The sequence below is a fragment of the Knoellia sp. AC549 genome (assembly GCF_979258975.1).
In genome coordinates, this window is record NZ_OZ409890.1 from 304,032 (window position 1) to 329,599 (window position 25,568).

Here is a 25,568-nt window from a genome sequence, read left to right on the forward strand (position 1 = left end):
CCGACGCTACCTCGCAGCACCGTCGACGCAACCCATTGAACGCCTCCGACACGGCGCGAGTCGCCCTTGTCCGCTGAGGGCAGAACCTCCCCCAATGGTCGGTGACATGCCGAATTCTCCCGAACCACCGCACCGAGGGCTCGCGTCGTCTACATTTCGATCGCCAGCCATGGAGCTGGCCACGACCCGAGGGGAACAACCCATGTCCACCAGGACCCGCACTCTGGCAGCCGTTGCTGCCACGGCGACGCTGTGCGCCGCCATCGCCGCAAGCGCCGCACAGGCAGCGCCCGTCTCATCCGCAGCGACCACCGCTCCGAGCGCCGCCGGCGCGGACTTCGAGGGAGCGCAGGGAACGTATGAACCCGTCAACGCCGCGCGCCTCCTCGACACCCGCAGCGGCAACGGTGCCCCGAAGGGCCTGGTGGGTGCAGGCGGCGAGGTGTCCGTGCTCATCGCCGGTCGAGGCGGGGTGCCCAGCGGCCTCTCGGCCGTCGTCCTCAACCTCACGGCCGTGACCCCGTCGGCCACGACCTTCCTGACGGCCTACCCGTCCGGGACGACGCGCCCCTCGACCTCCAACCTCAACGTCGCGGCGAAGACCAACCGGGCCAACCTCGTCACCCTGCCCGTCGGCAGCGACGGCCGCGTGCGGATCTACAACAGCACCGGCACGACCCACATCCTCGCGGACGTCGTCGGCTACTACCAGGGGCTGGCGGTCCCTAGCACCCCGGGACGGCAGAGCCAGTACGTCAACTTCGACCCGGAGCGCTACTACGACTCCCGCCAGGGCGACGGCGCGTTCGCCCCGGGTGACTCCGTGGCGATCACCCTCCAGACCGGGGACCCGGCTTGGGACGCCCAGATCGCGGCCCTCGCGGTGAACGTCACCGTGACCGGCGCGACCGGCTCCGGCTACATCTCCACCGAGTCCGCGAGCACGTCGATCCTCAACTACACCAAGGGCCAGTCGCTCGCGAACATGGCCGTGGTCAAGGCCAACTCGATCGCCGGAGAAGGGATGGGCTTCAAGGTCTTCAACCGTGGTCCCGGCACCGTCCACGTCATCGTCGACCTCGTGGGGATCTACGACTCCTCCGACGACGAGTACCTCCGCTTCCGCCCGGTCGCACCGCAGCGCATCATGGACACCCGGTCCGGCGTCGGGACCGCGAAGACGCCGCTGGGTGCGAACGAGGCACGCCTGCAGACCGCGCCCGCGACGGTCGCGAACATCGACACCTCCACCGTCGTCGCCAACACCACCGCGGTGCGGCCCACGGCCAGCACCTACCTGACGCTCTACCCCAACGGTTTCCTTCGTCCCGAGACGAGCAACCTCAACGTCTCCCAGGGCGCCGTCGGTGCCAACTCGACGTTCATCGACCTGGACGAGAACCTGCAGTACCGCGTGCACAACGCGGCCGGCTCCACGCCCACGATCGTCGATGCCTTCGGCGCCTTCGACTACTCCTTCCCGGCGTCCCTCGCGGGCTCGGCGGGCAAGGCCGATGCGCGGCGGTCCGCGGCTGACCAGCTCGAGCAGAAGCGAGCGGCCATCACGGCCGCGGTCGAGAGCGCACGCGCCTCGCGCTGACCCTCGGTCACCCCAGACAAAGGTATGCCGTCCGCTCGGTGAGCGGACGGCATACCTGTTCTTGCGTGTGGGTCCGTGACGACCCCGGGGTCCTCAGTCCTCGAGGGTGCCCTTGCGGGAGAGGAGGACCTCGTCGATCAGGCCGTACTCCTTGGCCTGGGCCGCCGACAGGATCTTGTCGCGCTCGATGTCCTTGCGGACGAGCTCGACGTCGCGACCCGAGTGCTCCGCGATGGTGTCCTCGAGCCAGCCACGCATCCGCAGCACCTCGTTGGCCTGGATCTCGAGGTCGGAGGCCATGCCGCCCGTGCCTTCGATCGCCGGCTGGTGGATGAGCACGCGGGCGTTGGGCAGGGCGTAGCGCTTGCCCTTGGCGCCGGCGCCCAGAAGCACGGCCGCAGCCGAGGCCGCCTGGCCGACGACGAACGTCTGCACGTCGGGCCGGATGTACTGCATCGTGTCGTAGATCGCGGTCATCGCCGTGAACGAGCCACCGGGGCTGTTGATGTACATGAGGATGTCGCGGTCCGGGTCCTGGGACTCGAGCACGATGAGCTGGGCGATGACGTCGTCGGCGGACGCGTCGTCGACCTGCACGCCGAGGAAGATGATGCGGTCCTCGAAGAGCTTGGTGTAGGGGTCGGTCCGCTTCATGCCGTAGGAGGTGCGCTCCTCGAACTGCGGAAGGATGTAGCGGCTCGACGGGGCCATCGGGGCAGCCGCGCCGGGCCGGCCATGGGCGTTCGGGTAGTTGGCGTTCATATCTCCGTGTCTCTCCTGGTCGCCGGGTCAGTCGGTGACCGGGTTGTCGGACGTGCTGCCGGCCTGGTCCGCACGCGAGAACACGTGGTCGACGAAGCCGTACTCCTTGGCCTCCTGAGCCGTGAACCAGCGGTCACGGTCGGAGTCCTCCTCGATCTGCTCCGGCGTCTGCCCGGTGTGGTCGGCGATGAGCTCGGCCATCTGCTTCTTGATGTGCAGCAGCTGCTCGGCCTGGATCTTGATGTCGGACGCGGTGCCACCGATGCCGCCAGAGGGCTGGTGCATCATGACGCGGGCGTGGGGCGTCGCGTGGCGCTTGCCCGGGGTGCCGGCCGAGAGGAGGAACTGCCCCATCGAGGCGGCCATGCCCATCGCGACCGTGGCCACGTCGTTGGGCACCCACTGCATGGTGTCGAAGATCGCCATGCCGGCGGTCACGGACCCACCGGGGCTGTTGATGTAGAGCCAGATGTCCTTCTCGGAGTCCTCCGCGGCGAGCAGGAGCATCTGCGCGCAGATCGCATTGGCGTTGTCATCGCGCACCTCGGAGCCGAGGAAGATGATCCGCTCCTTGAGGAGGCGGTTGTAGATGCTGTCGTCGAGCCCGAGCTTCTCGCCCGGTCCGGCTGCGACGATCTCGTTGCTGCTCACGCTGATCTGCTCCTGCCGTGATGTGGGGGGTCTTGCCTTTCGCAGACCTTAACGCGCGGGTCCTCCCCCACACTCCCGGTGCCGGCCCGTGTTCGCCGTGAGCACAACGCCGGTGCTGGGATGAAGCCACAGACCATCCGGTATGCCGGTCAGCGGGCGTCTCGCGCGGCCGCCGGCTCCGCTGTGATCGCGTCGCGAGCGGGCTCGCGGACGTGCTCGAGGATGACCTGGACGAGGAGGGCCATCGTGCCGACGGCGAGCAGGCTGCGCAGGACGCCGACGTGGTCGCCGAGGAAGCCCAGGGCCGGTGGACCGGCGATGAAGGCGAGGTAGCCGATGGTGGCCACGACCGACATCCGTGCCCCGGCCCGAGCGGGGTCGTCGGCGCTGGCACTCATGCCCACAGGGAAGCCGAGCGAGACGCCCACGCCCCAGACCGCGGCACCGATGAAGGCCATCCACGGCGCACCGAAGATGACGAGCACCGAGCCGAGGACGGCGAGCGCGAAGGTGGCGCGCAGCACCGGGACCCGGCCGTAGGTGTCGAGCCACCTGGTGCCGAGCAGCCGCCCGACGGTCATGAAGGACAGGAAGGTGGCGAAGCCCAGGACCCCGGCCCACGCGGGCAGGTCGTGGCCCTCGACGAAGGCGACGGCGAGCCAGTCGTTGGCCGTGCCCTCCGTGAAGGCGGCGACGAGGGTGACGAGACCGATGAGGAGGGTGCGCGGCTCGAGCCAGGCCGAGCGCTCCGAGCCCGCTCGACCCGACTTGGTCCCGCTCGACCCCGGTTGGCTGGTCGGGTCGAGCTTCGCATTATCGGGTGACCCGATAATGCGGCCGTCGTGCTGGGCCTCGTCGGGGTCGGCGTCCTCGATGGCGCGCGGCAGGAAGGTCCTCATGGCCCAGAAGCCACCCACGGTGACGAACACCGCAGAGCCGAGCAGGTGCGGCAGGAGCGGCACCTCGGCCCACGACATGGCCGACCCGACGAGCGCCGAGGCCACGGTCCCCCCGCTGAACGCGGCGTGGAACTGCGGCATGACCGTCTGCCCGAGGAGCCGCTCGACGCTGGCGCCCTCGAGGTTCATGGCGACGTCCCAGACGCCGATACCGCTGCCGATGAGGAAGAGGCCGGCACCGACGACGAGGCGGGACTCCGCGAGGTCGACCCCAGCACCCACGGTGGCGAACCCGACGACGCCGATGAGCATGCCGATGCGGATGGTGTTGACCACCCCGATCCGGGCGGCGATGCGCCCGGTCGAGGGCATGGCGATCAGGGAGCCGGCCGACATGGCGAAGAGGGTCGCGCCGAGCTGGCCCGCAGTGAGGTCGAGACCGGACTTGGCATCCGCGATGCGTGAGGCCCACGAGGCGAAGGCGACGCCCGCGAGGGCGAAGACGACGAAGACCGCGGTGCGGGCGCTCACGACGCGTTCGCGGGGCAGGGCTGCGGGGCTGGTCACGGGAAGTCCTCTGGTTCTGGTCTGGCGGGTTCTGGTCTGGCGGGTTATGGTCTGGCGGGTTCTGGTCTGGCGGGTTCTGGTCTGGCGGGTTCTGGTCTGGCGGGTTCTGGTCTGGCGGGTTCTGGTCTGGCGGCCGATGTCTGTTCGGCTGCGCTGGTCCGGGTCGAGAGTGCGCGACGTGCCGCGTGGGCTCGTGGTCCCCGGCGCGTCGTGCACACTCGACTCGACAGGGCGTTGTTCGCGCGGGTCGAATCGATTCGATAGTCTGGTCCCCATGAGCCCCTCTCGTCAAACCCGCAAGGTGACGCTGCGTGACGTCGCCGAGCGGGCCGGTGTCTCGATCAGCACCGCGTCGCTCGTCTTCAGCGGCAAGGGGCCGGTGGCCGCGGCGACCGCCAGCCGGGTGCGCGTTGCGGCGGCCGAGCTCGCCTATGCCGGGCCGGACCCGCTGGCCAGCTCGTTGCGCCAGGGTCGGGCTGGCACGGTGGCCGTCATCGTCGAGGACCGGCTGCTCCACGCGTTCCGCGACCCGTTCGCCCTCGCGGTGCTCGACGGGCTCGCCCAGGAGCTCGACGACATGGGGACGAGCATGCTGCTCGTCGCCGACCACGGGGACGGCCAGCCCAACCCGCTCACCGCCCACGCCATCGACGCCGCGATCTTCCCGCTCTGCGGGCGCACCGTCAGTCCCCTCGTCGACCACCTCCTGGCCCGGCGCATCCCCCTGGTCGGCGCCGGTGCGCCGGTCCACGACGAGGTCGTCCACGTGCTCGTCGACGAGCGCGGGGCGTCCGCGACGGCGACCCGGCACCTCGTCGAGCTCGGTCACAGCGACCTCGCCCACGTGCTCATGCCGATCGGGCGACATCGAGCCACGCATCGGCTGGACACAGCCGAGCTGGAGCATGCGGCCTACCCCGACGCTCGCGACCGAGCCCTCGGCTTCCTCGACATCGCCGCCCCCGGCAGTCCCCTCGTCGAGGCCGAGTTCCCGGACGTCGCACAGGGCGAGGCGGCTGGCCGGCTGCTGCTCGACGCACCGGCTGGCAGGCGCCCCACCGGCATCGTCGCCCAGTCAGACCTGTTGGCAGCAGGCGTGGTTCGTGCCGCGGAGGGTCTCGGTCTGCGGGTTCCGCAGGACGTGTCCGTCACCGGCTTCGACGGGGTCGACCTTCCCTGGCTCGACCGCCGGCTGACGACGGTCGAGCAGCCGGGTGAGGCCAAGGGTCGACTCCTCGGCGCCCTCACGCGTCGAGCCCTCGCCGGCGAGGCGCCCGACGACGCACCCTTCGAGGTGCGCCTGCGCATCGGCGACACCACCGCTCCCCCGGCCTGAACGCCGGACCACGCACGCACGTATGCCGTGCGCCCACCTCGGGGGTGAGCACACGGCATACGTGGATGCGCCTGTGCCGCAGACGGATCAGGTCACGGGACCAGCTTCATGTCGAAGACGTGCACCGCGCCGTTGGATGGCAGGATGACGAACTCGACGGTCTTGCTCGCGTCGATCGCGATCGAGTTCGCGAAGACGCGGTAGGCGTAGGCGGCGTCGCCGTAGCCACTCGGGCGGTTGCGTCCGACACTCGAGGCGACCAGGGTCGCACCGTGGGCCGTCGCGTCCTGGAAGGACCAGTTCGGGAAGCCGAACGAGCCGGTCGAGGACGTGCCGTCCGTGTAGTGGACCGTTGCGATCCCCGTCGCCGAGGTGCCCGCGCCCGACCCGAGGAAGGCCAGTCGACTGCCCCTGCCGGACAACGCGACCGCCTGACCGGCACTGGCCACGTTGCCGGGAGTGCCGGCGGCGGCGGCGGGCCAGGTGAACGACGCACCCAGCGCTGACACCGCGGCGCCGGGAGTCAGCCCCTTGTCCGCGAGCTTCTGCGCCGAGAACGAGTTGCCCTCACCGTCGAAGTTTCCGGCTGTCGTGGCGCTCTCGTTGGTGACGCCCACGTTGTTGTATGCCGCCGCCAGGTCGGGCAGGACCGTCCCGGAGTGGGTGGCGCGCGACGCCGTGGCCGAGCCTGCCCCGTCCCCTCCGCGGTAGGTCGCCGTGGCGGAGAACGTGTAGGTCCGGAAGCCCGGCCGCATCTCGGGCACCTGGACCCAGAAGGTCAGCTCAGTCGCGGCGCCCGGCCGTATCTGGCTGGGGAGCGTCTGGCTGCCGGAGACCGTCCAGCCGACCGGTCCGCTGATGCTCGCCGTCACCTTGCTCATGGACTTCGACGAGTCGTTGCGGATCGTCACCGTGACCGGGTTGATCGCCGGGCCGTCGAGGTCGACCTCGCTCACGCTCATGCTCACCGACTGCTCGGCGACGGCCGGCGCGGCCAGGACCGAGGAGCCGGAGCCGGACGTGGAGCCGGAGGCGGCGGCGACGGCAGGGGCAGTCGCTCCCACGGTCAGGCAGAGGCCGAGAGCGGCGCCGAGCACACTGCGCACCATCACCGAGCTCATGACGCCACCCGCTGGGTGGTCGGCGTGCTGTCGAGCCTGGTCGCAGCGACCGGGGCATCGGCGGTGGGCGGCATGTCGCTCTCGCGCGAGTCCAGCCCGATGCGCAGCTTGGACCAGTCCCCACGCGTGAAGTCGGGGACGGCCACGGGGTCACCGTCGGCCTCGAGCGAGGCGACGCTCAGCGGCACCGGCGAGCACCAGGCTGCGGAGTCGTAGACGTCGATGTCGGGCACCTGACCAGTCCGCATCTGCTGCACGACGCGCCACTGGAGGATGTAGTCCATCCCACCGTGACCACCGTTCTGCTCTGCGTCGTCGCCGACCTTCTTCCAGATCCAGTGGTCGAACTCGCCGCGCATCGTCGAGAAGCCACGCCAGGAGTGCCCGGAGTGGTTCGGCTCGACATAGACGCGGGCACCGGTGGAGTCCGTGCCGGCGTAGTCCTCGATGATGCCCCGGGTCCCGGCCAGCGAGTTGATCCGGCTGTAGGGACGAGGCGTCGAGACGTCGTGCTCGGCCCGGAGGATGCGGCCCTTGTCTGTTTCGATGAGGCAGGTGACGAGGTCGCCGTTGACGTAGGTCTCGCTCCAGGAGGGGTGTCCTGCCGGCACGTTGCGAGCGCGGTAGTCGGCGAGCCCCTTGGCGGGGGTCGCGGTGGCGGCGAGGGTGGTGAAGCGGTCACCGCGGTTGATGTCCATCGCCGCCGCGATCGGCGCGAGACCGTGCATCGGGTAGAAGCTGGCGGTGCTGCGTGTGTGCCACTTCCGCCGCCACGCGTCGGTGTAGTAGGTGTCCGAGAAGAGCAGGTCGCGCAGGTCGTGGAGGTAGCCGCCGTGTCCGTTGGTCACCTCGCCGAAGACACCCGCGTGGGCCATCTTGAGCATGGCGAGCTCGTTGCGGCCGTAGCTGCAGTTCTCCATGAGGAAGGCGTGGCGCCTCGTGGCCTCCGAGGTGTCGACGAGGTCCCACAGCTCGCGCAGCTCCGTGGCGATGGGCAGCTCGATGCCGACGTGTCGGCCCGAGAGCATCGCCGCCTTGGCCTGGCTGTGGTGGAACTCCCACGGCGTCGCGACGTAGACGAAGTCGATGTCGTCGCACGCGAGCATCTGCGCGTAGCCCGCCGTGCCGCTGAACTCGGCCGGGCGCGGACGACCGGCGGCCTCGACCCGGTCGGCAGCCGTCTTGGCCCGAGGTGCGCGCACGTCACACACTGCGGTGACGCGGGCACCTGGGACGGCGACCCAGCCGCCGAGCATGCCCATGCCGCGGTTGCCCAGGCCGACGACGCCGATGCGGACGGTCTCGTGGACGTCGTAGGGGACGCCGATCATCGTCCTGCGGCTTTTGGGGGCTGCAGGGATCTTGCCCGTGGACGTGACCATGATCGGTCACGCTGCCACCCCTCGCCGTACCGGCCTCTACGCCGAGTGTCGGAGATGTGGGCTTTCACTCGAGCTCGAGAGCCCGCATCTCCGACACTGGTCGGGCGACACGGTGCCGCGTGGTCACCTCAGGACAGCGCGCGCGCTGTCGGGCGGCGTCAGGAGCCTGCCGACACCTCGGCGAGCCTGGCGAGCGAGTCCTCGAGCTGGCCCTGCGAGACGAGCGGGAAGCTCACCTTCTGCAGGATCTCCTTGTCGGTGACCTTGGACCAGTCGTAGGTGTGGGTCACGAGCGTCTGGCCCGGGCCCTGCTGCTCCAGGCGCCAGACCCACTCCCAGCCGAAGGGCTCCTGGCCGGCCGGAGTGCTCTGCCACGCCAGCAGGGAGTTCTCGTCATAGCCCGTGACGTGGTTGTCGGTCTGGTAGTCGCCGCCCATGTGGTCGCCGGTCATGTTCATCGTGAACACGTCCCCGACCTGCTGGATGCGGTCGGCCTGCTCGACGGACCGGACGAAGCCCGAGCCGTCGAGGTCCGGGTGCCGCTGCGGGTTGCTGAGCACGTCGAAGATCGCCTGGGCAGGCGCGTCGATCGTGCGCGAAACAGTGATCTGCGTGTCGTTGGTCATGCCTCCACCCTCATCACGGATCGCGCGGAGAAGCAAACCCTGACCTGCGAGAACGACGTATGCCGTGTGCCCACCTCGCGGTGAGCACACGGCATACGTCGTGGTCGTGCTGTGCAGCGTCAGGCCTTGGCGGGCTCTTCGGTCTCGGTATCGACGACCTCGGCCTCGTCGGAGAGCTCGTCGAGGTCGCCCTCGTCCTCGAGCTCGGGCTCGACGACGTCGGCCTGCGGCACGAGCTCGTTGAGGTCGATCGAGTTGCCGGCGGTGTCGGTGACGACTGCCTTCTCGAGGACGGCGGCCAGGGCCTTGCGGCGCGAGACCTCCTGGACCATGGCGGGCACCTGGCCCTGCTGGTCGATGGCCTGGGCGAACTGGTTGGGGTCCATGCCGTACTGCTGCGCGCTCATGATGAGGTACTCGATGAGCTCGGGCTGCTCGACCTCGATCTCGAGCTTCTCGGCGAGGGCGTCGAGGAGGAACTGACCCTTGAGCGCCTTGCGGGTGCTCTCGTCGACCTCGGCGCGGTGGGTGTCGTCCTCGAGGCGGTTCTCGCCCTCCAGGTGACTGTTGACCTCGGCCTCGACGATGCCCTCGGGCACGGCGACCTCGGTGACCTCGAGCAGGTGCTCGAGGACCTTGTCACGGGCCTGGACGCCCTGCTCGAACTTCTTGGCCTGCTCGGCCTGGGTGACGATGTCGGCGCGCAACTCGTCGAAGGTGTCGAACTGCGAGGCGAGCTGGGCGAAGTCGTCGTCGAGCTCGGGGAGCTCGCGCGTCTTGACGGACTGGACGGTCACGGTGCACTCGGCGTCCTGGCCCTCGTTGTCGCCACCGGCCAGCGGCGCGGTGAAGGTCTTGGTGTCGCCGGCGTTGGCGCCGAGGACGGCGTCGTCCAGGCCCTCGAGCATGTTGCCCGAGCCGACCTCGTAGGTGACGCCCTCGACGCTGTCGATCTCCTCGTCGTCGATGACGGCCTTGAGGTCGATGGACAGGACGTCGCCGGTCTCGACCGCACGCTCGACGGCGGTGAGGGTGCCGAAGCGCTGACGGAGCGTGGTGAGGCGCTCCTCGATGTCCTCGTCGGTGGCCTTGACCTCGTCGACCTCGACCGCGATGCCGTCGAGCTCGGGGAGCTCGATCTCGGGACGCACGTCGGTCTCGACGGTGAACTCGAGGTCCTGGCCGTCCTCGAGGGGCACGGCGGTGACGTCGACGTCGGGCTGGCCGATCGCCTTGATGCCCTCGGCGTCGACGGCCTGCGAGAAGAAGCGGGGCAGGGCCTCGTTGACGGCCTCCTGCACGACGGCGCCACGGCCGACGCGCTGGTCGATGATGCGAGCGGGAACCTTGCCCTTGCGGAAACCGGGGATCTGGATCTGCGACCCGATCGTCTGGTACGCCGCGTCGAGGTCAGGCTTCAGCTCGTCGAACGGCACCTCGACGATGAGCTTCACCCGGGTCGGGCTGAGGGTCTCGACAGCACTCTTCACTTCAGGCACTCCACAAGGTGTTGGGATCACGGATGATTGCGAGGAGTCCTCGCGGGTGAGATCAGGATCGGCGTGCCGGTCGCGGGCAACTGCCCGCGAACCACGGATCGTCAGCACACGGCATACCGAAAAGAAAATCAAACTCGCGAACATGCTAACGGCACGCGCCACGTGGGCCGAATCGCCGACGCGAATGGTCACCGCGCACCCCGTATCGGCGGCGATCGCGCAGGTAGCGTGCCCGGTGGGCCAGAACCGGCCCGCATCCCGCGAGGAGATCCCCCATGTCACGTCGTCTCATCCGTCCTGCGCTCGGCGTCATCGCGCTCGCAGCGTCCACCTTCGCCGTCTCGGCTCCCGCCACCGTGAGCGCCGCCTCGGCCCCCTCCCCCGCCGTCGCCGAGTGCGACCCGGTGACCGGAGAGCCCTCGGCTGCTCGCGTGCGGGATGACGCCAAGGGCGCCAAGGAGCCCGAGCTCTACAACAAGAACGAGGCCAACGCCTACGGCGTCCTCAAGGACCGCCCTCTCATGGCAGCCGGGTCGGTCACGGTGCCCACGATCTTCCACGTCGTCTCCAAGGCCAGGCTCGACGCCGCGGGCGAGGCCCGGATGACGAAGATGATCAACGACCAGGTTGACGTCCTCAACGACTCCTTCGCCGGAACCACCGCGGCGATGGCGGCCAACACCCCGTTCCGGTTCGACCACACCAAGACGACGTGGACGGTCAACTCCGTCTGGAACACCGTCACCCCGGGCAAGGTCGAGCGCGACATGAAGAAGGCGCTCTACGAGGGCGACTCCAGGACCCTCAACGTCTATGTCGCCGACATCGGTGACGGACTGCTGGGCTGGGCCTACTTCCCCAAGGGCTACAACACCGGTCGTGACTTCATCGACGGCGTCGTCATGCTCGACGAGTCGATGCCTGGGGGCACCGCCGGCAAGTACTCGCTCGGCGACACCCTCACCCACGAGGTCGGCCACTGGCTGATGCTCGAGCACACCTTCGCCCACGGCTGCTCGGCCGCCGGTGACTTCGTCGCCGACACCCCTCGCGAGGCCGTCCCGCAGTTCAACTGCCCGACCGGCGCGGACACGTGCACGGCCCCCGGTCTCGACCCCATCCACAACTTCATGGACTACACGCAGGACTCCTGCATGAACATGTTCACGCGCGGTCAGTCCGAGCGGATGAGTGACGCCTGGCTCGCCTTCCGCGCCTGACGTCCGAGCACGACAGGACACGAAAATAGGTATGCCGCCCGCTTCTGGGAAGCGGGCGGCATGCCTGTGTGTGGAGCGGGCGACGGGAATCGAACCCGCGTAGTCAGTTTGGAAGACTGGGGCTCTACCATTGAGCTTACGCCCGCGCGCTCGTCGCGGTCGACGTGCGTCGGCCGGTTGGAGCAGGGGTTAGCCTAATGGCCTCTTCCGCGGGATCCGAAATCGGCCGGCACCTCAGGTGCCACGGATGTCGCTGAAGCCGCAGGGCGAGCCGGGGTATGGCGCAGCTTGGTAGCGCGTCCGCTTTGGGAGCGGAAGGTCGCCAGTTCGAATCTGGCTACCCCGACAGGTGCAGGGCCCTTGCGAGCGCGAAGTGTCGCGACGCAGGGGCCCTTCGCCGTCGTGGACCGCGGCACGCTGAAGCCGGGGCTGGCACGCTCAGGCGGGGGTGAGGGTGAACTCGTGGATGTCCCGGCCGGCGCGCAGGCCCTTGGCCTCGAAGCCGTGCTTCGGACGCCATGCGGGGCGCTCCCCCTCGAGCAGCTGCCACCCTGCATGGGAGGCGACCTGCTGACGGACGTGGGCGGCATACACCTCGTGGTCGGTGGCGATCCGCAGCACACCTCCCGGCTCGAGCCGGTCGGCGACCAGGGTGAGCGTGTGCTGCTGCACGAAGCGGCGCTTGGCGTGCTTGAGCTTGGGCCAGGGGTCGGGGAACCAGAGGTGCACGGCAGCGAGCGAGCCACTGGGGATGCGCTCCGTGAGGAGCTCCAGGGCGTCGCCGACCTCGACCCAGAGGTTGGTCAGCGCGAACGGCTCGGCGTCGGCGAGCATCCGGGCGACTCCGGGCACATGGACCTCGGCCGCGAGCAGGTCGTGCTCGGGGTGGGCTGCGGCATAGGCGACGGCGGCGGCACCGTGACCGGAGCCGACCTCGAGCACGACCGGTGCCGTGCGCCCGAACCAGGCCTGGCGGTCGAGTGGCCCGTCGGCCGGGATGGCGTGCGCGGGAAGCAGGCGCTCCATCCGCTCGGTGGTCAGCGGCGACTTGCGCCACCGAGGGGTGTAGGTCCGCACGCCCTCTCGGGGCAGGTGGTCGAGGGTCGAGCGCGAGGACGGCACGGCTCGAGGCTAACCCGGGCGGAATCGTGGGTCGTCAGGCGCGCACGATGACGAACACGGCGCGGTCGTCGGCCTCGCCGGACCTGGCCGAGGAGACGACGGCGTTCGCCACGCTGTCACCGCGACGGATCATCGCCTCGGAGGCCGCCCCCAGCATGCGGTCGGTGCCCTCGGTGAGGTCGTGACCGCGGGACTCGATGATGCCGTCCGAATAGATCATCAGGGCGTCGCCCATGGCGAGGGTGCCGTGGGTCCGGGCGAAGGCCACGCCCGGCATGATTCCGAGCACCGGCCCCCGACCGCCCTCGAGGATCTCCCAGTTGCCCGTGCCGTGGGAGTAGCGAACCGGGGCGGGGTGGCCCGCGTTGCCGATCGAGAACTCGCCGGTGTCGAGGTTGATGTCGACGTGGACGGCGGTGGCGAATCCCTCGTCCCACGACTGCCGGACGAGGTAGCGGTTGGCCTCGTCGAGGAAGGCACACGGGGGCAGCGACCCGAGCAGGGCGCCCAGGGCACCGGAGAGGAGGAGCGAGCGGGTCCCCGCCTCGCGGCCCTTGCCGCTCACGTCGACGAGCGCGACCTCGAGGTGCCGTCCGTCGTGGGTCCGGTCCGCGACCATGAAGTCACCGGAGAAGCCCTCGCCGTAGGCGGACCGGACAGCGGACTCCGCCGTCCATCCCCGCGGCAGTCCGGGCAGCCGCGCCGACCGGGCGATGCGGTCGCGGAGCTCGACGAAGAGGTTCTCGCCGTGGAAGCCGACCGACCCGACCCGCACCCGCGAGGAGGCGACGATGAGCATCATGGCCATGAGGGCGAACATCGCCGACACCATGAGGGTCTTGGCCATGGCCGTGCCGGCCTGTCCCGGGATCGTCGTGGCGATGCCGAAGCCTAGGACGACGTAGAGGGCGACGAGGTGGCGGTGGGTGAGGTAGAGACCGCTGAGCAGGATCAGCGGCGCGAGCGTGACGATCGGGACACGGGCCGGTGCACCCATGACGAGCAGCAGGAAGGTGAGCGCGATGAGCGCGAGGACTGCGAAGACGATGCGGTCACGACGGGGACCCGCCGCCACCAACGTCCCGCCGAGGCGACGCGCGAGCGTCCAGGGTGCCTTGCGTGTGAGGACGCCGACGTCCGTGGCCACCAGCAACTCTCCTGTCGTGGACTGCGTGCGGATCACAGTAACTCACGGTCAGCGACAGGCGGAAGGATTGCAGCAATGAGGCGTCAGTGCAGATCAGGCAGGGTTTTGCTGTCCTCGTAGCCACTCACCATGTCGACCCGGCGCTGGTGCCGTGCCTCGCCCGAGAACGGCGTCCCGAGGAAGGTGCGCACCATGGATCGCGCCTGCTCGACGGTGTTCATCCGGGCGCCGATGGAGATGACCTGGGCGTCGTTGTGCTCGCGGGCCAGCCGGGCGAGCTCGTCGTTGTAGCAGAGTGCCGCCCGCACCCCAGCGACCTTGTTGGCCGCCATCTGCTCGCCGTTGCCCGACCCGCCCAGGACGATCCCGAAGGAGCCGCTGTCCGCGGCGACGGCCTCGGCCGCCCGCAGCACGAAGACGGGGTAGTCGTCCTCCGGGTCGAGCTCGAAGGGACCGTGGTCGGTCACCTCGTGCCCTTCGCCCTCGAGGAAGGTGATGAGCTCCTGGTGCAGCTCGTATGCCGCGTGGTCGCCGCCGATGTGTACGCGCATGTCTGGTCGTGCTCCTGTGTCGAGACGTCAGGGTCGAAAGGGTCGAGCGGGTCGAGAGGGTCGAGCGGGTCGAGCGGGTCGAGCCGGAGGCTCAGTCGAACTGGGGGTCGGCGGTGCGGCTGCGCTTGATCTCGAAGAACCCGGGGGTGCCGGCGACGAGCACGGTGCCGTCCCAGAGGCGGCCGGCGTCCTCGCCCTTGGGAGCCGGGGTGACGACGGGCCCGAAGAAGGAGACGCCGTCGACGGAGATCACGGGGGTGCCCACGTCGTCGCCGACGAGGTCGAGGGCTCGCTGCGTCGAGGCGCGCATCTGCGGGTCGTACTCGTCCGAGGACGCGTACTTCGCGAGGTCTGCCGGCAGCCCGGCCTCGTCGAGCCCGATCCGGATCGCCTCGTCGTAGTCGTCGACCCCGCCGGGGTGGATCGCGGTGCCGATGGCGTCGTAGAGGGGTTTGACGGCGTCCTGTCCGTGCAGCTCACGAGCGGCGGTGACGACCCTGGCCGGTCCCCAGCCGCGGTCCATGAGCTCGCGGTACTGGGGCGGCAGGTCGCGACCCTCGTTGAGCACGGCGAGGCTGAACGGGTGCCAGGTCACGTCGACGGGGCGGACCTGCTCGACCTCGCCCATCCATCGCGACGTCATCCAGGCCCAGGGGCACAGGGGGTCGAACCAGAACTCGGCGGTGTGGCGCTGTGTCTCGCTCATGCGCTCATCGTGCCACTCCCCCAGCGGCCTCGTGCCGTCCGGTGCGCGTGCGAGGATTGAGGCCCCCCAACACGTCGTTCCGCCGCAGACCAGGAGATCCCTCGTGCCCGGAAAGAACCTCACCCGCGTCGAGGCCGAGGAGCGCGCCGCGCTCGTGTCGGTGCAGGCGTATGCCGTCGAGCTGGACCTCACGACGTCCGACACGACGTTCGCCACGACGAGCACCCTCACCTTCACCGCCACCGAAGGAGGAGCCACCTTCGTGGACTTCCTCGGCGAGTCCGTCGAGAAGGTGACGCTCAACGGCGACGTGGTCGAGGCGGCATACGACGGGTCCCGGATCCCCGTGACGCCCGCGGCAGGACTCAACGAGCTGCGCATCGAGGCGACGGGCCGCTACATGAACACGGGTGAGGGTCTGCACCGCTTCGTCGACCCGGTCGATGACGAGGTCTACCTCTACAGCCAGTTCGAGGTGCCCAACTCGCGGCGCATGTATCCCGTGTTCGAGCAGCCCGACCTCAAGGCGCGGTTCAGCTTCACGGTGACGGCACCGAGCCACTGGCAGGTGATCTCCAACTCCCCGACGCCGGAGCCGACCCCGACCGACCGTGACGGTGTCGCGACGTGGACGTTCAGCGCGACCGAGCCGATCTCGAGCTACATCACCGCACTCGTCGCCGGCCCCTACGACGTCGTGCGCGACACCCTCACGAGCCGTCGCGGCGAGGTGCCTCTCGGCATCTTCTGCCGCAAGTCGCTCACCCAGTTCCTCGACGCCGACAACCTCTTCGACCTCACCAAGAAGGGCTTCGAGTTCTTTGAGGCGGAGTTCGACCAGCCCTACCCGTTCGAGAAGTACGACCAGATCTTCACGCCCGAGTACAACATGGGCGCGATGGAGAATGCCGGGTGCGTGACGTTCAACGAGATGTACGTCTTCCGGTCCAAGGTCACCGACGCGATCGTCGAGCGCCGCGGCCTCACCGTGCTCCACGAGCTTCGCCCACATGTGGTTCGGCAACCTCGTGACGATGAAGTGGTGGAACGACCTCTGGCTCAACGAGTCCTTCGCCGAGTGGGCCTCGACGACCTGTCAGTCCGAGGCCACGCAGTGGACCGAGGCCTGGACGACGTTCGGCACCCACGAGAAGGACTGGGCCTACCGCCAGGACCAGCTGTCCTCGACCCACCCGATCGTCGCGCCGATCCGCGACCTCGAGGACGTCGAGGTCAACTTCGACGGCATCACCTACGCCAAGGGTGCCTCCGTCCTCAAGCAGCTCGTCGCCTACGTCGGGCGCGAGGCGTTCCGCGACGGGCTGCGCGCCTACTTCGCCAAGCACCAGTGGAGCAACACCACGCTGGACGACCTCCTCGACGAGCTCGAGGCCACGTCGGGGCGCGACTTGCGCACCTGGAGCAGGGCCTGGCTGGAGACCGCCGGCGTCAACACGCTGCGTCCGGTCATCGAGGTGGACGACCGTGGCCGCATCTCCAGCGCCGTCGTCGAGCAGACCTTCGCTCCCGGCTTCGAGACCCTGCGCCCGCACCGTCTGGCCATCGGCCTGTATGCCGTCGAGCTGGGTGGCGCCCAGGGCGCTCGCCTCGTGCGCACCGCCCGTCTCGAGCTCGACCTCGTCGGCGAGCGCACCGAGGTCCCGGAGCTCGTCGGTCGGGTGCAGCCCGACCTCGTCCTCGTCAACGACGACGACCTCACCTACGCCAAGATCCGGCTCGACGAGCGCTCCCTCGCCACCGCCATCGAGCACGTGCGCGGCTTCGAGAGCTCCCTGCCGAAGTCACTCGTGCTCGCGTCGGCATGGGACATGACCCGCGACGCGGAGATGAGCTCGCGCACCTTCGCCGAGCTCGTCCTCGACGTGCTGCCGGGCGAGTCGGACTCGACGCTCATCCGCACCCTGCTCGCCCAGCTCACCACGGCGGTGCACCTGTATGTCGCTCCCGAGCACCGCGACGCGACCCGTCGCTCCACGCTCGAGCGCCTCTGGAGTGCGGCCGCCTCCGCCGAGCCCGGCAGTGACGCGCAGCTCCAGCTCGTCACGGCAGCAGCCGGGTTCACGACGACGGGTGACGACACGGCATACCTGCGTGGTCTGCTCTCGGGGGACGAGAGCCTCGAGGGGCTCGAGCTCGACACCGACATGCGTTGGACGCTCCTCACGGGTCTCGCCGGGGCGAACGCGCTGGAGGACGGCGAGATCGACGCAGAGCTCGCGCGCGACGCCACCGCCACCGGTCAGGAGCGCGCCGCACGGGCGCGCGCGTCGATCCCGACCGTGGAGGCCAAGGAGGCCGCGTGGAAGGCCGCCGTCGAGGACGAGGGGCTCTCGAACTCGATGGTCGACGCCTACGGTCTCGGCTTCGGCCGACTGGGTGACGTGAGTGCCCTCGAGCCGTTCGTCGCGCGCTACCACGACGCGCTGAGGTCGTTGCAGGACAGGGGTTCCATGGCTCTCATCGAGTCGATCGTGCTCGGCTTCTATCCCCGTGGTCTTGCCTCGGTGGAGCTGCGCGACGCGACGCAGGGGTGGCTCGACGCCCACACCGACTCGCCCGACGCCCTCCGTCGGATCGTCGCCGAGAACCGCGACCCGATCACGCGCGCCCTCGCGGCGCAGGAGCGTGACGCCCAGGCATGACCCAAGTCGACCTCACCGCGACCCTGGTGACCGCCGACCGTATCCAGGAGTGGCTCCTCACCGACGGTCTGCGGATTCTGCTGACCGTGGTCCTCGCCGTCCTCGTGCGCTGGTTGCTCCATCGCCTCATCACCCGCGTCGTGCGGACGATGACCGCCAAAGCGAGCGAGCGCGACAGCGAGGGTCGCGACCGGTCGCTGACCGGGCGGCTCTTCGCCGAGGCGTCCATCACCGCGCGTGCTCGGCACCAGCAGAGGACCGCCACCCTCGGGTCGCTCCTGCGCAGCGTCGTGACATTCGTCGTCGGGCTCGTCGGCGTGCTGACCGTCATGGCCCTCGTCGGGATCCCGCTCGGGCCGTTGCTCGCCTCGGCCGGTGTCGGTGGCGTGGCCCTCGGCTTCGGTGCGCAGAGCCTGGTCAAGGACTTCCTCTCCGGCATCTTCATGATCCTCGAGGACCAGTACGGCGTCGGCGACGTCATCGACACGGGTGAGGCGATCGGCACCGTCGAGGAGGTCTCGCTGCGGGTCACCCGCCTGCGTGACGCCGACGGTGTCACCTGGTACATCCGCAACGGCGAGATCATCAGGATCGGCAACCTCAGCCAGCACCGGGCCACGGCGATCATCGACGTGCCGGTCGCCTATGACGAGGACGTCGCCCACGTGACCGCCGTCATCCGCGAGGCGGCGGCTGCCATGGCGGGCGAGGAGGCCTGGGACGGGCGGCTGCTCGACACTCCCAAGGTCGCCGGCATCGAGTCGATCGTCGGGCAGACCATGACCATCCGGGTGCTCGCGGAGGCCTCACCCGGCGACAAGATCGACATCCAGCGCGAGCTGCGCCAGCGCATCAAGACGGCGCTCGACGTGGCCGGCGTCAAGGCTCCACCTGTCAACCCGTTCGGAGGACCCCGACCATGACGTTCTACGAAGAGGTCGGTGGGGCGGAGACGTTCGACCGCCTCGTCCATGCCTTCTATGTCGGCGTCGCGGCCGACCCCGAGCTGCGGGCGCTCTATCCCGAGGAAGACCTCGCACCCGCCGAGCGCCGCCTGCGGATGTTCCTCGAGCAGTACTTCGGCGGCCCGAACGCCTACAGCCAGGAGCGCGGCCACCCGCGCCTGCGGATGCGGCACGCTCCCTATCCGGTGACGCTCGACATGCGCGACCGGTGGATGCGTCACATGCTTGCGGCGATGGAGACGCTCGACCTGCCCGAGGCCCACGCCGAGGCGATGCGCGACTACTTCATGCGGGCGGCGCACATGCTCGTCAACACCGACGAGAACCCTCCTTCGTCACCCACGAGCAGCGCGGCCCCGTCCTCCGCCGTGAGCCCTGAGGGGCGCCCGACCCTCTGAGGCTCCGCGCCACTCGCACAGGTCGCCGGTCGCAGGTCGCAGGTCGCCGCCGTGCGGTAGGACTGGTGGCATGACGGACGAGTCGTTGACCGCACCCCTCCCGGACCACGCACGGGCGCTGCTCGAGCGCAACGCCTACCTGACCCTCGGCACCGTCGGTGCCGATGGGCAGCCGTGGACCTCCCCTGTATACTTCGCCGCCGACGGGCTCGGCGACTACTACTGGGCGTCGAGCCGCGGAGCCCGCCACTCGGTCAACCTCGAGGCCCACCGGGAGGTGAGCCTCGTCGTCTTCGACTCGACGGTTCCCGCCTACCACGGACGAGCGTTGTATGCCGTGGGCGCCGCTGCCGTGGTCGACGAGAGCGAGCTGGAGCACGGGTTGCGCGTCTACCCGGGTCCGGAGTCGCGCGGTGGCAGCACGCTCACGCTCGACGACGTGACCGGGGAGGCGCCCTACCGCCTCTATCGCGCCCGGGCCAGCCAGGTCTGGGTCCTCTGCCCACGAGCCGCTCGACAGCCGTGCCCCCGCCACGGCCGCAACGAGGACCACCGCGAACTCGTCCACACGCTGTCCTGAACCCGACGTGAGGTCACCAGGAGGTGAGACGCCCGCTTGGATGGGCGGACGGCATACGGAAGCATGGGACACGTGACCCTGACCACCCCTGACGCCCTGTCCGAGACGACCCTCCACCCCGCCGACCCGACCGACGCGCCATGGTGGCGTGACGCGGTGATCTACCAGATCTACCCTCGGTCGTGGGCGGACTCCGACGGCGACGGCATCGGTGACCTGCCCGGCATCACGGCCCGCCTCCCCTACCTGCGCGACCTCGGGGTCGACGCGATCTGGCTGTCGCCGTTCTATGTCTCGCCCATGCACGACGCCGGCTACGACGTGGCGGACTACCGCAACATCGACCCGGTCTTCGGCTCCCTCGATGACGCCGATGCCCTCATCGCCGGGGCGCACGACCTCGGGATCAGGGTGATCGTCGACCTCGTCCCCAACCACTCGTCGAGCGAGCACGAGTGGTTCAAGGCAGCGCTGGCCGCCGAGCCCGGAAGCGCCGAGCGCGGTCGCTACATCTTCCGTGACGGCAAGGGCGAGCACGGTGAGGAGCCGCCCAACAACTGGCCGTCCGTCTTCGGTGGCGAGGGGTGGACGCGCGTCACCGACGCCGACGGGACGCCCGGGCAGTGGTATCTCCACATCTTCGACACGACCCAGCCCGACTACGACTGGACCAACCCCGAGGTCGGTGACGAGTTCGCCTCGATCCTCGAGTTCTGGTGCGGTCGGGGGGTCGACGGCTTCCGGGTGGACGTCGCGCACGGTCTGGTCAAGGAGGAGGGACTCCCTGACTGGGGTGCTCCGCTCACGATGCTCGACAGCTCGGAGGAGGCGGCCCTGCCTCCCGAGGACGACGAGCCGGTCCGCATCCACGAGGCCGGCCCGGGGTCGCGTCCCCCCATGTGGGACCAGGAGGGCGTGCACGAGATCTATCGCCGCTGGCGCAAGGTTCTCGACGAGCAGCCTTCTCCCGAGCGGATTCTGTGCGCCGAGGCCTGGGTCAAGCCCGGCGACCGGCTGGCCCGCTACGTGCGGCCCGACGAGATGCACCAGGCCTTCAACTTCGACTTCCTCGACACCCACTGGAGGGCGGAGAACCTCCGGGCGGTCATCGAGCGGTCCTACGCCGACAACGACGCGGTGGGCGCTCCGACGACCTGGGTGCTGTCCAACCACGACGTCGTCCGCCACGCCTCCCGGCTCGGGCTCGACCAGTCGCTCCCCCGGCCCAACGGCATCGCCGCCGACCAGGCGCAGCCCAATGCCGAGCTCGGCCTGCGACGCGCCCGCGCGGCGACGATGCTCATGCTCGGCCTGCCCGGCAGCGCCTACCTCTACCAAGGTGAAGAGCTGGGACTCCCGGAGTCGACCGACCTGCCGCACGAGTTCCGCCAGGACCCGACGTTCCACCGCACGGAGGGCAAGGAGATCGGGCGTGACGGATGCCGGATCCCGATCCCCTGGGTTAAGGACGCACCGAGCCACGGCTTCGGTCCCAGCGACGCGAGCTGGCTGCCGCAGCCGGAGTCCTATGGTGCGTATGCCGTGGACCAGCAGGCCGGTGTCGCCGGCTCGACGCTGGAGTTCTACCGGTCGATGCTGACTGCGCGCCGTGCGGGTCGGCTCGGTCTGGGCTCGGCATCCCGGCACGAGCTCTCGGGTGGTGACGTCGTGGCGTTCGTCAACGCGTCCGAGGACGACTCGCGTCGCACGCTCGTCCTGGTCAACCTCGGCCCCGAGGCCGTGGCCCTGCCCGACGGCGCCACCGTCACGCACCAGTCGGATGAGCTCACCGCAGACGGTCTCGTGCCGACCGACGTGGCTGTCTGGGCCACGATCTGACCATGGCCAAGGCCTCGGAGTTCGCCTACTTCGACCACAGCGGACCGATCGGCATGGCACACCGGGGCGGTGCGGCATACGGTCCGAACGTGGGACTCGAGAACACGATGGGCGCCTTCCGGCGGGCCGTGGCCATGGGCTACCGCTACCTCGAGACCGACGTGCACGCCACGTCGGACGGTGAGCTCATCGCCTTCCACGACACCCATCTCGACCGGACCACGGACAGCGTCGGCGCCATCATCGACCTTCCGTATGCCGCCGTGCGCGAGGCGCGCATCAACGGCACCGACGCGGTGCCGCTGCTGACCGAGCTGCTCGAGGAGCTGCCCACCGTGCGGCTCAACATCGACGTCAAGGCGGACTCGGCGCTGGCGCCAGCGGTCGAGACGATCCGGGCGCACGGGGCCGTCGAGCGGGTGTGCATCGCGTCGTTCAGCGAGCGGCGGGTGCGAGCCGCGCGACGTGCGCTCGGGCCGGCGTTGGCGACGGCTGCGGGACAGGTCGGGACGGGTGCGCTGCGCTATGCCCCGGGCCTGCTGTCACGGTGGCTGCACACGCCCGCTCCCGTGCTGCAGCTCCCGGTCGCCCACCGCCTGCGCGGTCGCCAGATCACCTTGGTGACACCGCAGCTCGTGTCCGTGGCGCACCGGCTCGGCAAGCAGGTCCACGTGTGGTTCCACCCCTGGAGCGACGAGTCCGCCGCTGAGATGCACCGGCTCCTCGACCTCGGCGTCGACGGCATCGTCACCGACCACATCGCGACGCTGCGCGACGTCCTGGCCGAGCGCGGCCACCCCCTCCAGCCGGTCGCCTGAGGCGACGTGGTCTCACGTAGCGTGACCGGGTGAGCACCCGGGGAGTCCAAGGAACAGCGGTCGAGTCACCCACGCGTGAGGGAGTCTTCGGACCGACGTATGCCGCGCTGACCCTCGCCCTTCTGGCCCTCATCACCGTCATCGCCTTCGAGTCGATGGCCGTCTCGACGGCGATGCCGGAGGTCGCGCTGGAGCTGGACGCCGTCCGGTCCTACGGTCTCGCGTTCTCCGTCATGCTCACCCTGCAGCTGCTCGGCATCGTGCTCGCGGGCGTGTGGTGCGACCGAGCCGGTGCGCTGCCCTCCCTGCTCTCCGGGCAGGTGCTCTTCGCCGTCGGGTGTGCCGTGTGCGGAGCGTCGACCTCCTTTGCGCCCTTCCTCCTCGGCCGAGCCGTCGCCGGCCTCGGCGCAGGGGTGACGTTCGTCGCGGCCTTCGTCGTCATCGGCCGCACCTATCCGGAGGCGCTGCGGCCCAAGGTCTTCAGCATCATCAGTGCCGCCTGGGTGGTCCCGTCGCTCGTCGGCCCGGTCCTAGCCGGTTGGGTCACGAGCACGTGGTCGTGGCGATGGGTCTTCTGGATGGTGATCGCGCCCGTCGTGGTCGCTCTCACCGTGCTGCTTCTGCGACGGCACCAGGTCCGCGCGAGCGAGGTCGGCCTCGAGCCCTCCAGCCGGGACCACCGGGCTCATGCACGAGCCGCGAGGCTCGGGGTGGGGATCGCGGTGTCGGCGGGCATCATGCAGTGGGGCACCCACGAGCTCGAGCTGGGGGGGTCGGTCCAGACGGGGGCCGCGTTCGTCGGGTTGGTGGGTGTGTTCGTGTGCGCTCCCCTTCTTCTTCCAGCGGGCACGTTCACCATGCGGCGCGGACTGCCGTCGGTCATGCTCAGCCGCTTCTTCCTCCCCTGTGCCTTCTTCGGGACGATCACCTACATCCCGCTCATGCTCACCGGGGAGCGAGGTCTCTCGCTCGCCCAGGCGGGGATGGTCCTGGCGATCGGCTCGATCGGCTGGTCCGTGGGTTCATGGGTCCAGGGCCGTGACCGCTTCTCGGGTCAACGCGACCGCTTGGTGAGCCTCGGTGGAGCGGCGCTGGCGACGGGGTTGGTCGGTGTCGTCCTGGTGACCTGGGCCGGCTGGTGGCCGTGGTTCGTCGCGGCACCTCTGGCGCTGGCCGGGTTGGGGATGGGCCTCGGCACGGCGAGCCTTTCGGTGCTGGCGCTCTCGCTGACCGCTCCCGCGGACCATGGCTCGGCGTCGTCGAGCCTCCAGCTGTCGGATGTGCTCGGGTCGGTCATCGGGATCGCGGCGACGGGGGCGGTTTTCGCTGCCTTGCACACGCGTGCGGGCGAGGACGTGCCGGCGTTCGTCGCGATGTGGCTGGGGACCGCAGCGGTGGCGACGCTCGTCATCGTGGCCGGACGCCGCATCCGCACCTAGGCCTTTTGCGGCTCGATGAATGTCATCCATCATTGGACGGGACTTTCTCGGGTGAAGCGCAACCCACGATGCCGGTGTGCCTGGTGTTGCGGTGAGTATGTGATCAAGTGAATACCGTTGCAGTGAGAGCCTGTTCGAACCGCGTCGGCTGTCGGTGGTGGTCCGTAGAGTTCCTTCCATGGACACGGCACTGGAGCTGACCTACGCGGACTGCGTGGACCGGCTGCGTGCTGCCCAGGAAGCCGCGGCCGCGTTACCGGCCGTGCTGTGGCAAGCCACCGGTGCGCAGCTCGGTGAGGGTCTGGAGGTGCTGGGTGAGCTCTCCGCCGTGGTCGAGGGCGCCGAGGCCGCGATCACCATCGACGCCCTGAAGCGAGGTGAACCCGCCGCCTCGAACCCGCCCGTCACCGACCGCGAATGGGTGGCCCAGCACCACTGCAGGTATGCCGTGACCGGCGCCGGCCGCGTCGCCACTGTTGCGCAAGCCTGCCGCGACCCACGCCACAGCATCCTGCGCGAAGCCGTGACCACCGGCCGGGTCAGCTTCGCGACCGCGGCCGTGATCCTCACCGAGATGCGACTGCTCACACCGCACCTGCACCCCGACGCCGTCGACACCGTCTGGCACGCCTACACCACCCTGGCGGAACGCCACGACACCCGCACCGTCCGCCGGCTGCGTGACGAGCTCTTGGCCCGCCACGGACTCGACGGGGAGTTCGACGACACCGAGGACCGGGCAAAGAAAGGCGAGTCCCTGTCGCTGGGCAAGGAGATCGCTCCCGGGCTGTGGGAGTACGTCCTGCGGATCACCCGCGAAGGACGCGCCGCCCTCGAAGCCGCGATCGGACCCGGATCAGCACCCACCCCAACCCCCGTCGACAAGCACGGACCCGCCGAACCCGACCTGCGCCCCCCACGACCAGCGCCGCGCCCACGCCCTCCTGGCCGTCATCGGCCTGGCCCAGAGAGTCGGCGACATGAGCTGGTCCAGCGCCAAGACGCAGATCTTCGTCCAGATCGCGCTCGAGGACCTCCAACGCAAGGCCGGCGCCGGATCCTGTTGGGTGGGCTCACCACCGGGGAGCTCGCCACCCCCGACACCGTCCGCAAATGGGCGTGCGACGCCACCATCATCCCCACCGTCCTCAACTCCTGCGGTGAAGCAGTCGACCTCGCACGCGCGCAACGGCTCTTCACCCCAGCCCAGATCAAACGGCTCTGGCTACGCGACCGGCACTGCACCTACCCCGGCTGCGACGCCCCCGCCTCCTGGACCGACGCCCACCACCTCATCCACTGGGCCGACGGCGGCCCCACCAACCTCGACAATGCCGCCCTCCTCTGCCCACGACACCACACCACCGTCCACACCCAGCGCAACCACGGCTGGATCCAACCCCACCAGAACGGGGCCAGACACGTCGTGTGGGACCGCACCCGCGGCTCCTACGACCACGCCCTCGAACGACTCGACTCCGGGCGTGGACGAGCAGCCGCACCCGCGCACTTGAGCGAGCACGCTCGTGACCACCGTCGAGCCTCAGGGGATCCCGGCGTCTGGCACCGACCATGACCTCGCCCCACACCTCGACGCCCGAGGGCATCGGGGACACAGGCATGTCCGGGTCAGTTGTTCTGCCCGCGCGAGAGGGGAAGGCGCGAGACCACGAAGAC

The 25,568-nt window shown here is 69.7% G+C and carries 21 protein-coding genes, 2 tRNA genes and 1 pseudogene; 12 read left to right on the top strand and 12 right to left on the bottom strand.

Annotated elements, in window-relative coordinates; translation table 11 throughout:
- Nucleotides 1–202 precede the first annotated feature (202 nt).
- Nucleotides 203–1,600, top strand: a complete 1,398-nt coding sequence (locus ACZZ98_RS01445) for a hypothetical protein (protein WP_463514621.1) — start codon at nt 203–205, stop codon at nt 1,598–1,600.
- Nucleotides 1,601–1,693: 93 nt separating this feature from the next.
- On the opposite strand, the gene ACZZ98_RS01450 is transcribed toward ACZZ98_RS01445, so the two are convergent.
- From ACZZ98_RS01450 to ACZZ98_RS01460, 3 genes are all read right to left on the bottom strand, one after another.
- A complete protein-coding gene (locus ACZZ98_RS01450; protein ID WP_463514622.1) occupies nt 1,694–2,362 on the bottom strand; it encodes an ATP-dependent Clp protease proteolytic subunit in 669 nt (222 codons plus the stop codon).
- A 27-nt stretch (nt 2,363–2,389) separates the two neighbouring features.
- A complete protein-coding gene (locus tag ACZZ98_RS01455; RefSeq protein ID WP_463514623.1) occupies nt 2,390–3,013 on the bottom strand; it encodes an ATP-dependent Clp protease proteolytic subunit in 624 nt (207 codons plus the stop codon).
- 149 nt (nt 3,014–3,162) lie between these two features.
- Nucleotides 3,163–4,479, bottom strand: a complete 1,317-nt coding sequence (locus ACZZ98_RS01460; RefSeq protein ID WP_463514624.1) for an MFS transporter — start codon at nt 4,477–4,479, stop codon at nt 3,163–3,165.
- Between the two features lie 274 nt (nt 4,480–4,753).
- On the opposite strand from ACZZ98_RS01460, the gene ACZZ98_RS01465 reads away from it, so the two are divergent.
- Nucleotides 4,754–5,815 carry a LacI family DNA-binding transcriptional regulator gene (locus ACZZ98_RS01465; protein ID WP_463514625.1) on the top strand — a complete coding sequence of 354 codons (1,062 nt, stop codon included), beginning with the start codon at nt 4,754–4,756 and terminating at the stop codon, nt 5,813–5,815.
- A 92-nt stretch (nt 5,816–5,907) separates the two neighbouring features.
- On the opposite strand, the gene ACZZ98_RS01470 is transcribed toward ACZZ98_RS01465, so the two are convergent.
- The 4 genes from ACZZ98_RS01470 to tig all read right to left on the bottom strand — a co-directional run bounded on the left by ACZZ98_RS01470 (nt 5,908) and on the right by tig (nt 10,434).
- Entirely contained in the window at nt 5,908–6,936 is a 1,029-nt protein-coding gene (locus ACZZ98_RS01470) for an NEW3 domain-containing protein (RefSeq protein ID WP_463514626.1), read from the bottom strand.
- The gene (locus tag ACZZ98_RS01475) at nt 6,933–8,318 is read right to left on the bottom strand and encodes a Gfo/Idh/MocA family protein (RefSeq protein WP_463514627.1); all 1,386 of its coding nucleotides are present in this window, start codon (nt 8,316–8,318) and stop codon (nt 6,933–6,935) included. The genes ACZZ98_RS01470 and ACZZ98_RS01475 overlap by 4 nt, the downstream gene beginning before the upstream one ends.
- Nucleotides 8,319–8,476: 158 nt before the next feature.
- Nucleotides 8,477–8,944 carry an SRPBCC family protein gene (locus ACZZ98_RS01480; RefSeq protein ID WP_463514628.1) on the bottom strand — a complete coding sequence of 156 codons (468 nt, stop codon included), beginning with the start codon at nt 8,942–8,944 and terminating at the stop codon, nt 8,477–8,479.
- A 119-nt stretch (nt 8,945–9,063) separates the two neighbouring features.
- Nucleotides 9,064–10,434 (bottom strand): trigger factor, encoded by a 1,371-nt coding sequence (gene tig / locus ACZZ98_RS01485; protein WP_463514629.1) that lies wholly within the window; start codon nt 10,432–10,434, stop codon nt 9,064–9,066.
- A gap of 284 nt (nt 10,435–10,718) precedes the next feature.
- Between tig and ACZZ98_RS01490 the strand changes: the two genes are divergently transcribed.
- Complete coding sequence (locus ACZZ98_RS01490; RefSeq protein WP_463514630.1) at nt 10,719–11,663, top strand: zinc metalloprotease; 945 nt, start codon at nt 10,719–10,721, stop codon at nt 11,661–11,663.
- A gap of 71 nt (nt 11,664–11,734) precedes the next feature.
- Here the strand turns inward: ACZZ98_RS01490 and ACZZ98_RS01495 are convergent.
- Nucleotides 11,735–11,809, bottom strand: a tRNA-Gly gene (locus tag ACZZ98_RS01495).
- Nucleotides 11,810–11,935: 126 nt separating this feature from the next.
- On the opposite strand from ACZZ98_RS01495, the gene ACZZ98_RS01500 reads away from it, so the two are divergent.
- A tRNA-Pro gene (locus ACZZ98_RS01500) sits at nt 11,936–12,009 on the top strand.
- A gap of 92 nt (nt 12,010–12,101) precedes the next feature.
- Here ACZZ98_RS01500 and trmB read toward each other — a convergent pair.
- From trmB to ACZZ98_RS01520, 4 genes are all read right to left on the bottom strand, one after another.
- Nucleotides 12,102–12,785 carry a tRNA (guanine(46)-N(7))-methyltransferase TrmB gene (gene trmB / locus ACZZ98_RS01505; RefSeq protein WP_463514631.1) on the bottom strand — a complete coding sequence of 228 codons (684 nt, stop codon included), beginning with the start codon at nt 12,783–12,785 and terminating at the stop codon, nt 12,102–12,104.
- A gap of 34 nt (nt 12,786–12,819) precedes the next feature.
- The gene (locus ACZZ98_RS01510; protein ID WP_463514632.1) at nt 12,820–13,932 is read right to left on the bottom strand and encodes a PP2C family protein-serine/threonine phosphatase; all 1,113 of its coding nucleotides are present in this window, start codon (nt 13,930–13,932) and stop codon (nt 12,820–12,822) included.
- Between the two features lie 83 nt (nt 13,933–14,015).
- The gene (locus tag ACZZ98_RS01515; RefSeq protein WP_463514633.1) at nt 14,016–14,483 is read right to left on the bottom strand and encodes a ribose-5-phosphate isomerase; all 468 of its coding nucleotides are present in this window, start codon (nt 14,481–14,483) and stop codon (nt 14,016–14,018) included.
- Nucleotides 14,484–14,574: 91 nt separating this feature from the next.
- On the bottom strand, nt 14,575–15,189 hold the full coding sequence (locus ACZZ98_RS01520) for a mycothiol-dependent nitroreductase Rv2466c family protein (protein WP_463514634.1): 615 nt from the start codon (nt 15,187–15,189) through the stop codon (nt 14,575–14,577).
- Between the two features lie 103 nt (nt 15,190–15,292).
- Here ACZZ98_RS01520 and pepN point away from each other — a divergent pair.
- From pepN to ACZZ98_RS01560, 8 genes and pseudogenes are all read left to right on the top strand, one after another.
- Nucleotides 15,293–17,852 (top strand): annotated as a pseudogene (gene pepN / locus ACZZ98_RS01525) (aminopeptidase N).
- On the top strand, nt 17,849–18,775 hold the full coding sequence (locus ACZZ98_RS01530) for a mechanosensitive ion channel family protein (protein ID WP_463514635.1): 927 nt from the start codon (nt 17,849–17,851) through the stop codon (nt 18,773–18,775). Before pepN ends, ACZZ98_RS01530 begins: the two are co-directional and overlap by 4 nt.
- On the top strand, nt 18,772–19,215 hold the full coding sequence (locus ACZZ98_RS01535) for a globin (protein WP_463514636.1): 444 nt from the start codon (nt 18,772–18,774) through the stop codon (nt 19,213–19,215). The genes ACZZ98_RS01530 and ACZZ98_RS01535 overlap by 4 nt, the downstream gene beginning before the upstream one ends.
- Before the next feature lie 70 nt (nt 19,216–19,285).
- Nucleotides 19,286–19,795 carry a pyridoxamine 5'-phosphate oxidase family protein gene (locus ACZZ98_RS01540; RefSeq protein WP_463514637.1) on the top strand — a complete coding sequence of 170 codons (510 nt, stop codon included), beginning with the start codon at nt 19,286–19,288 and terminating at the stop codon, nt 19,793–19,795.
- Nucleotides 19,796–19,858: 63 nt separating this feature from the next.
- Nucleotides 19,859–21,634 carry a glycoside hydrolase family 13 protein gene (locus tag ACZZ98_RS01545; RefSeq protein WP_463514638.1) on the top strand — a complete coding sequence of 592 codons (1,776 nt, stop codon included), beginning with the start codon at nt 19,859–19,861 and terminating at the stop codon, nt 21,632–21,634.
- Nucleotides 21,635–21,636: 2 nt separating this feature from the next.
- Nucleotides 21,637–22,452, top strand: a complete 816-nt coding sequence (locus ACZZ98_RS01550; RefSeq protein ID WP_463514639.1) for a glycerophosphodiester phosphodiesterase family protein — start codon at nt 21,637–21,639, stop codon at nt 22,450–22,452.
- A 29-nt stretch (nt 22,453–22,481) separates the two neighbouring features.
- Nucleotides 22,482–23,891 carry an MFS transporter gene (locus ACZZ98_RS01555; RefSeq protein ID WP_463514640.1) on the top strand — a complete coding sequence of 470 codons (1,410 nt, stop codon included), beginning with the start codon at nt 22,482–22,484 and terminating at the stop codon, nt 23,889–23,891.
- A 178-nt stretch (nt 23,892–24,069) separates the two neighbouring features.
- Nucleotides 24,070–25,467 carry an HNH endonuclease signature motif containing protein gene (locus ACZZ98_RS01560; protein WP_463514641.1) on the top strand — a complete coding sequence of 466 codons (1,398 nt, stop codon included), beginning with the start codon at nt 24,070–24,072 and terminating at the stop codon, nt 25,465–25,467.
- Nucleotides 25,468–25,568 lie beyond the last annotated feature (101 nt).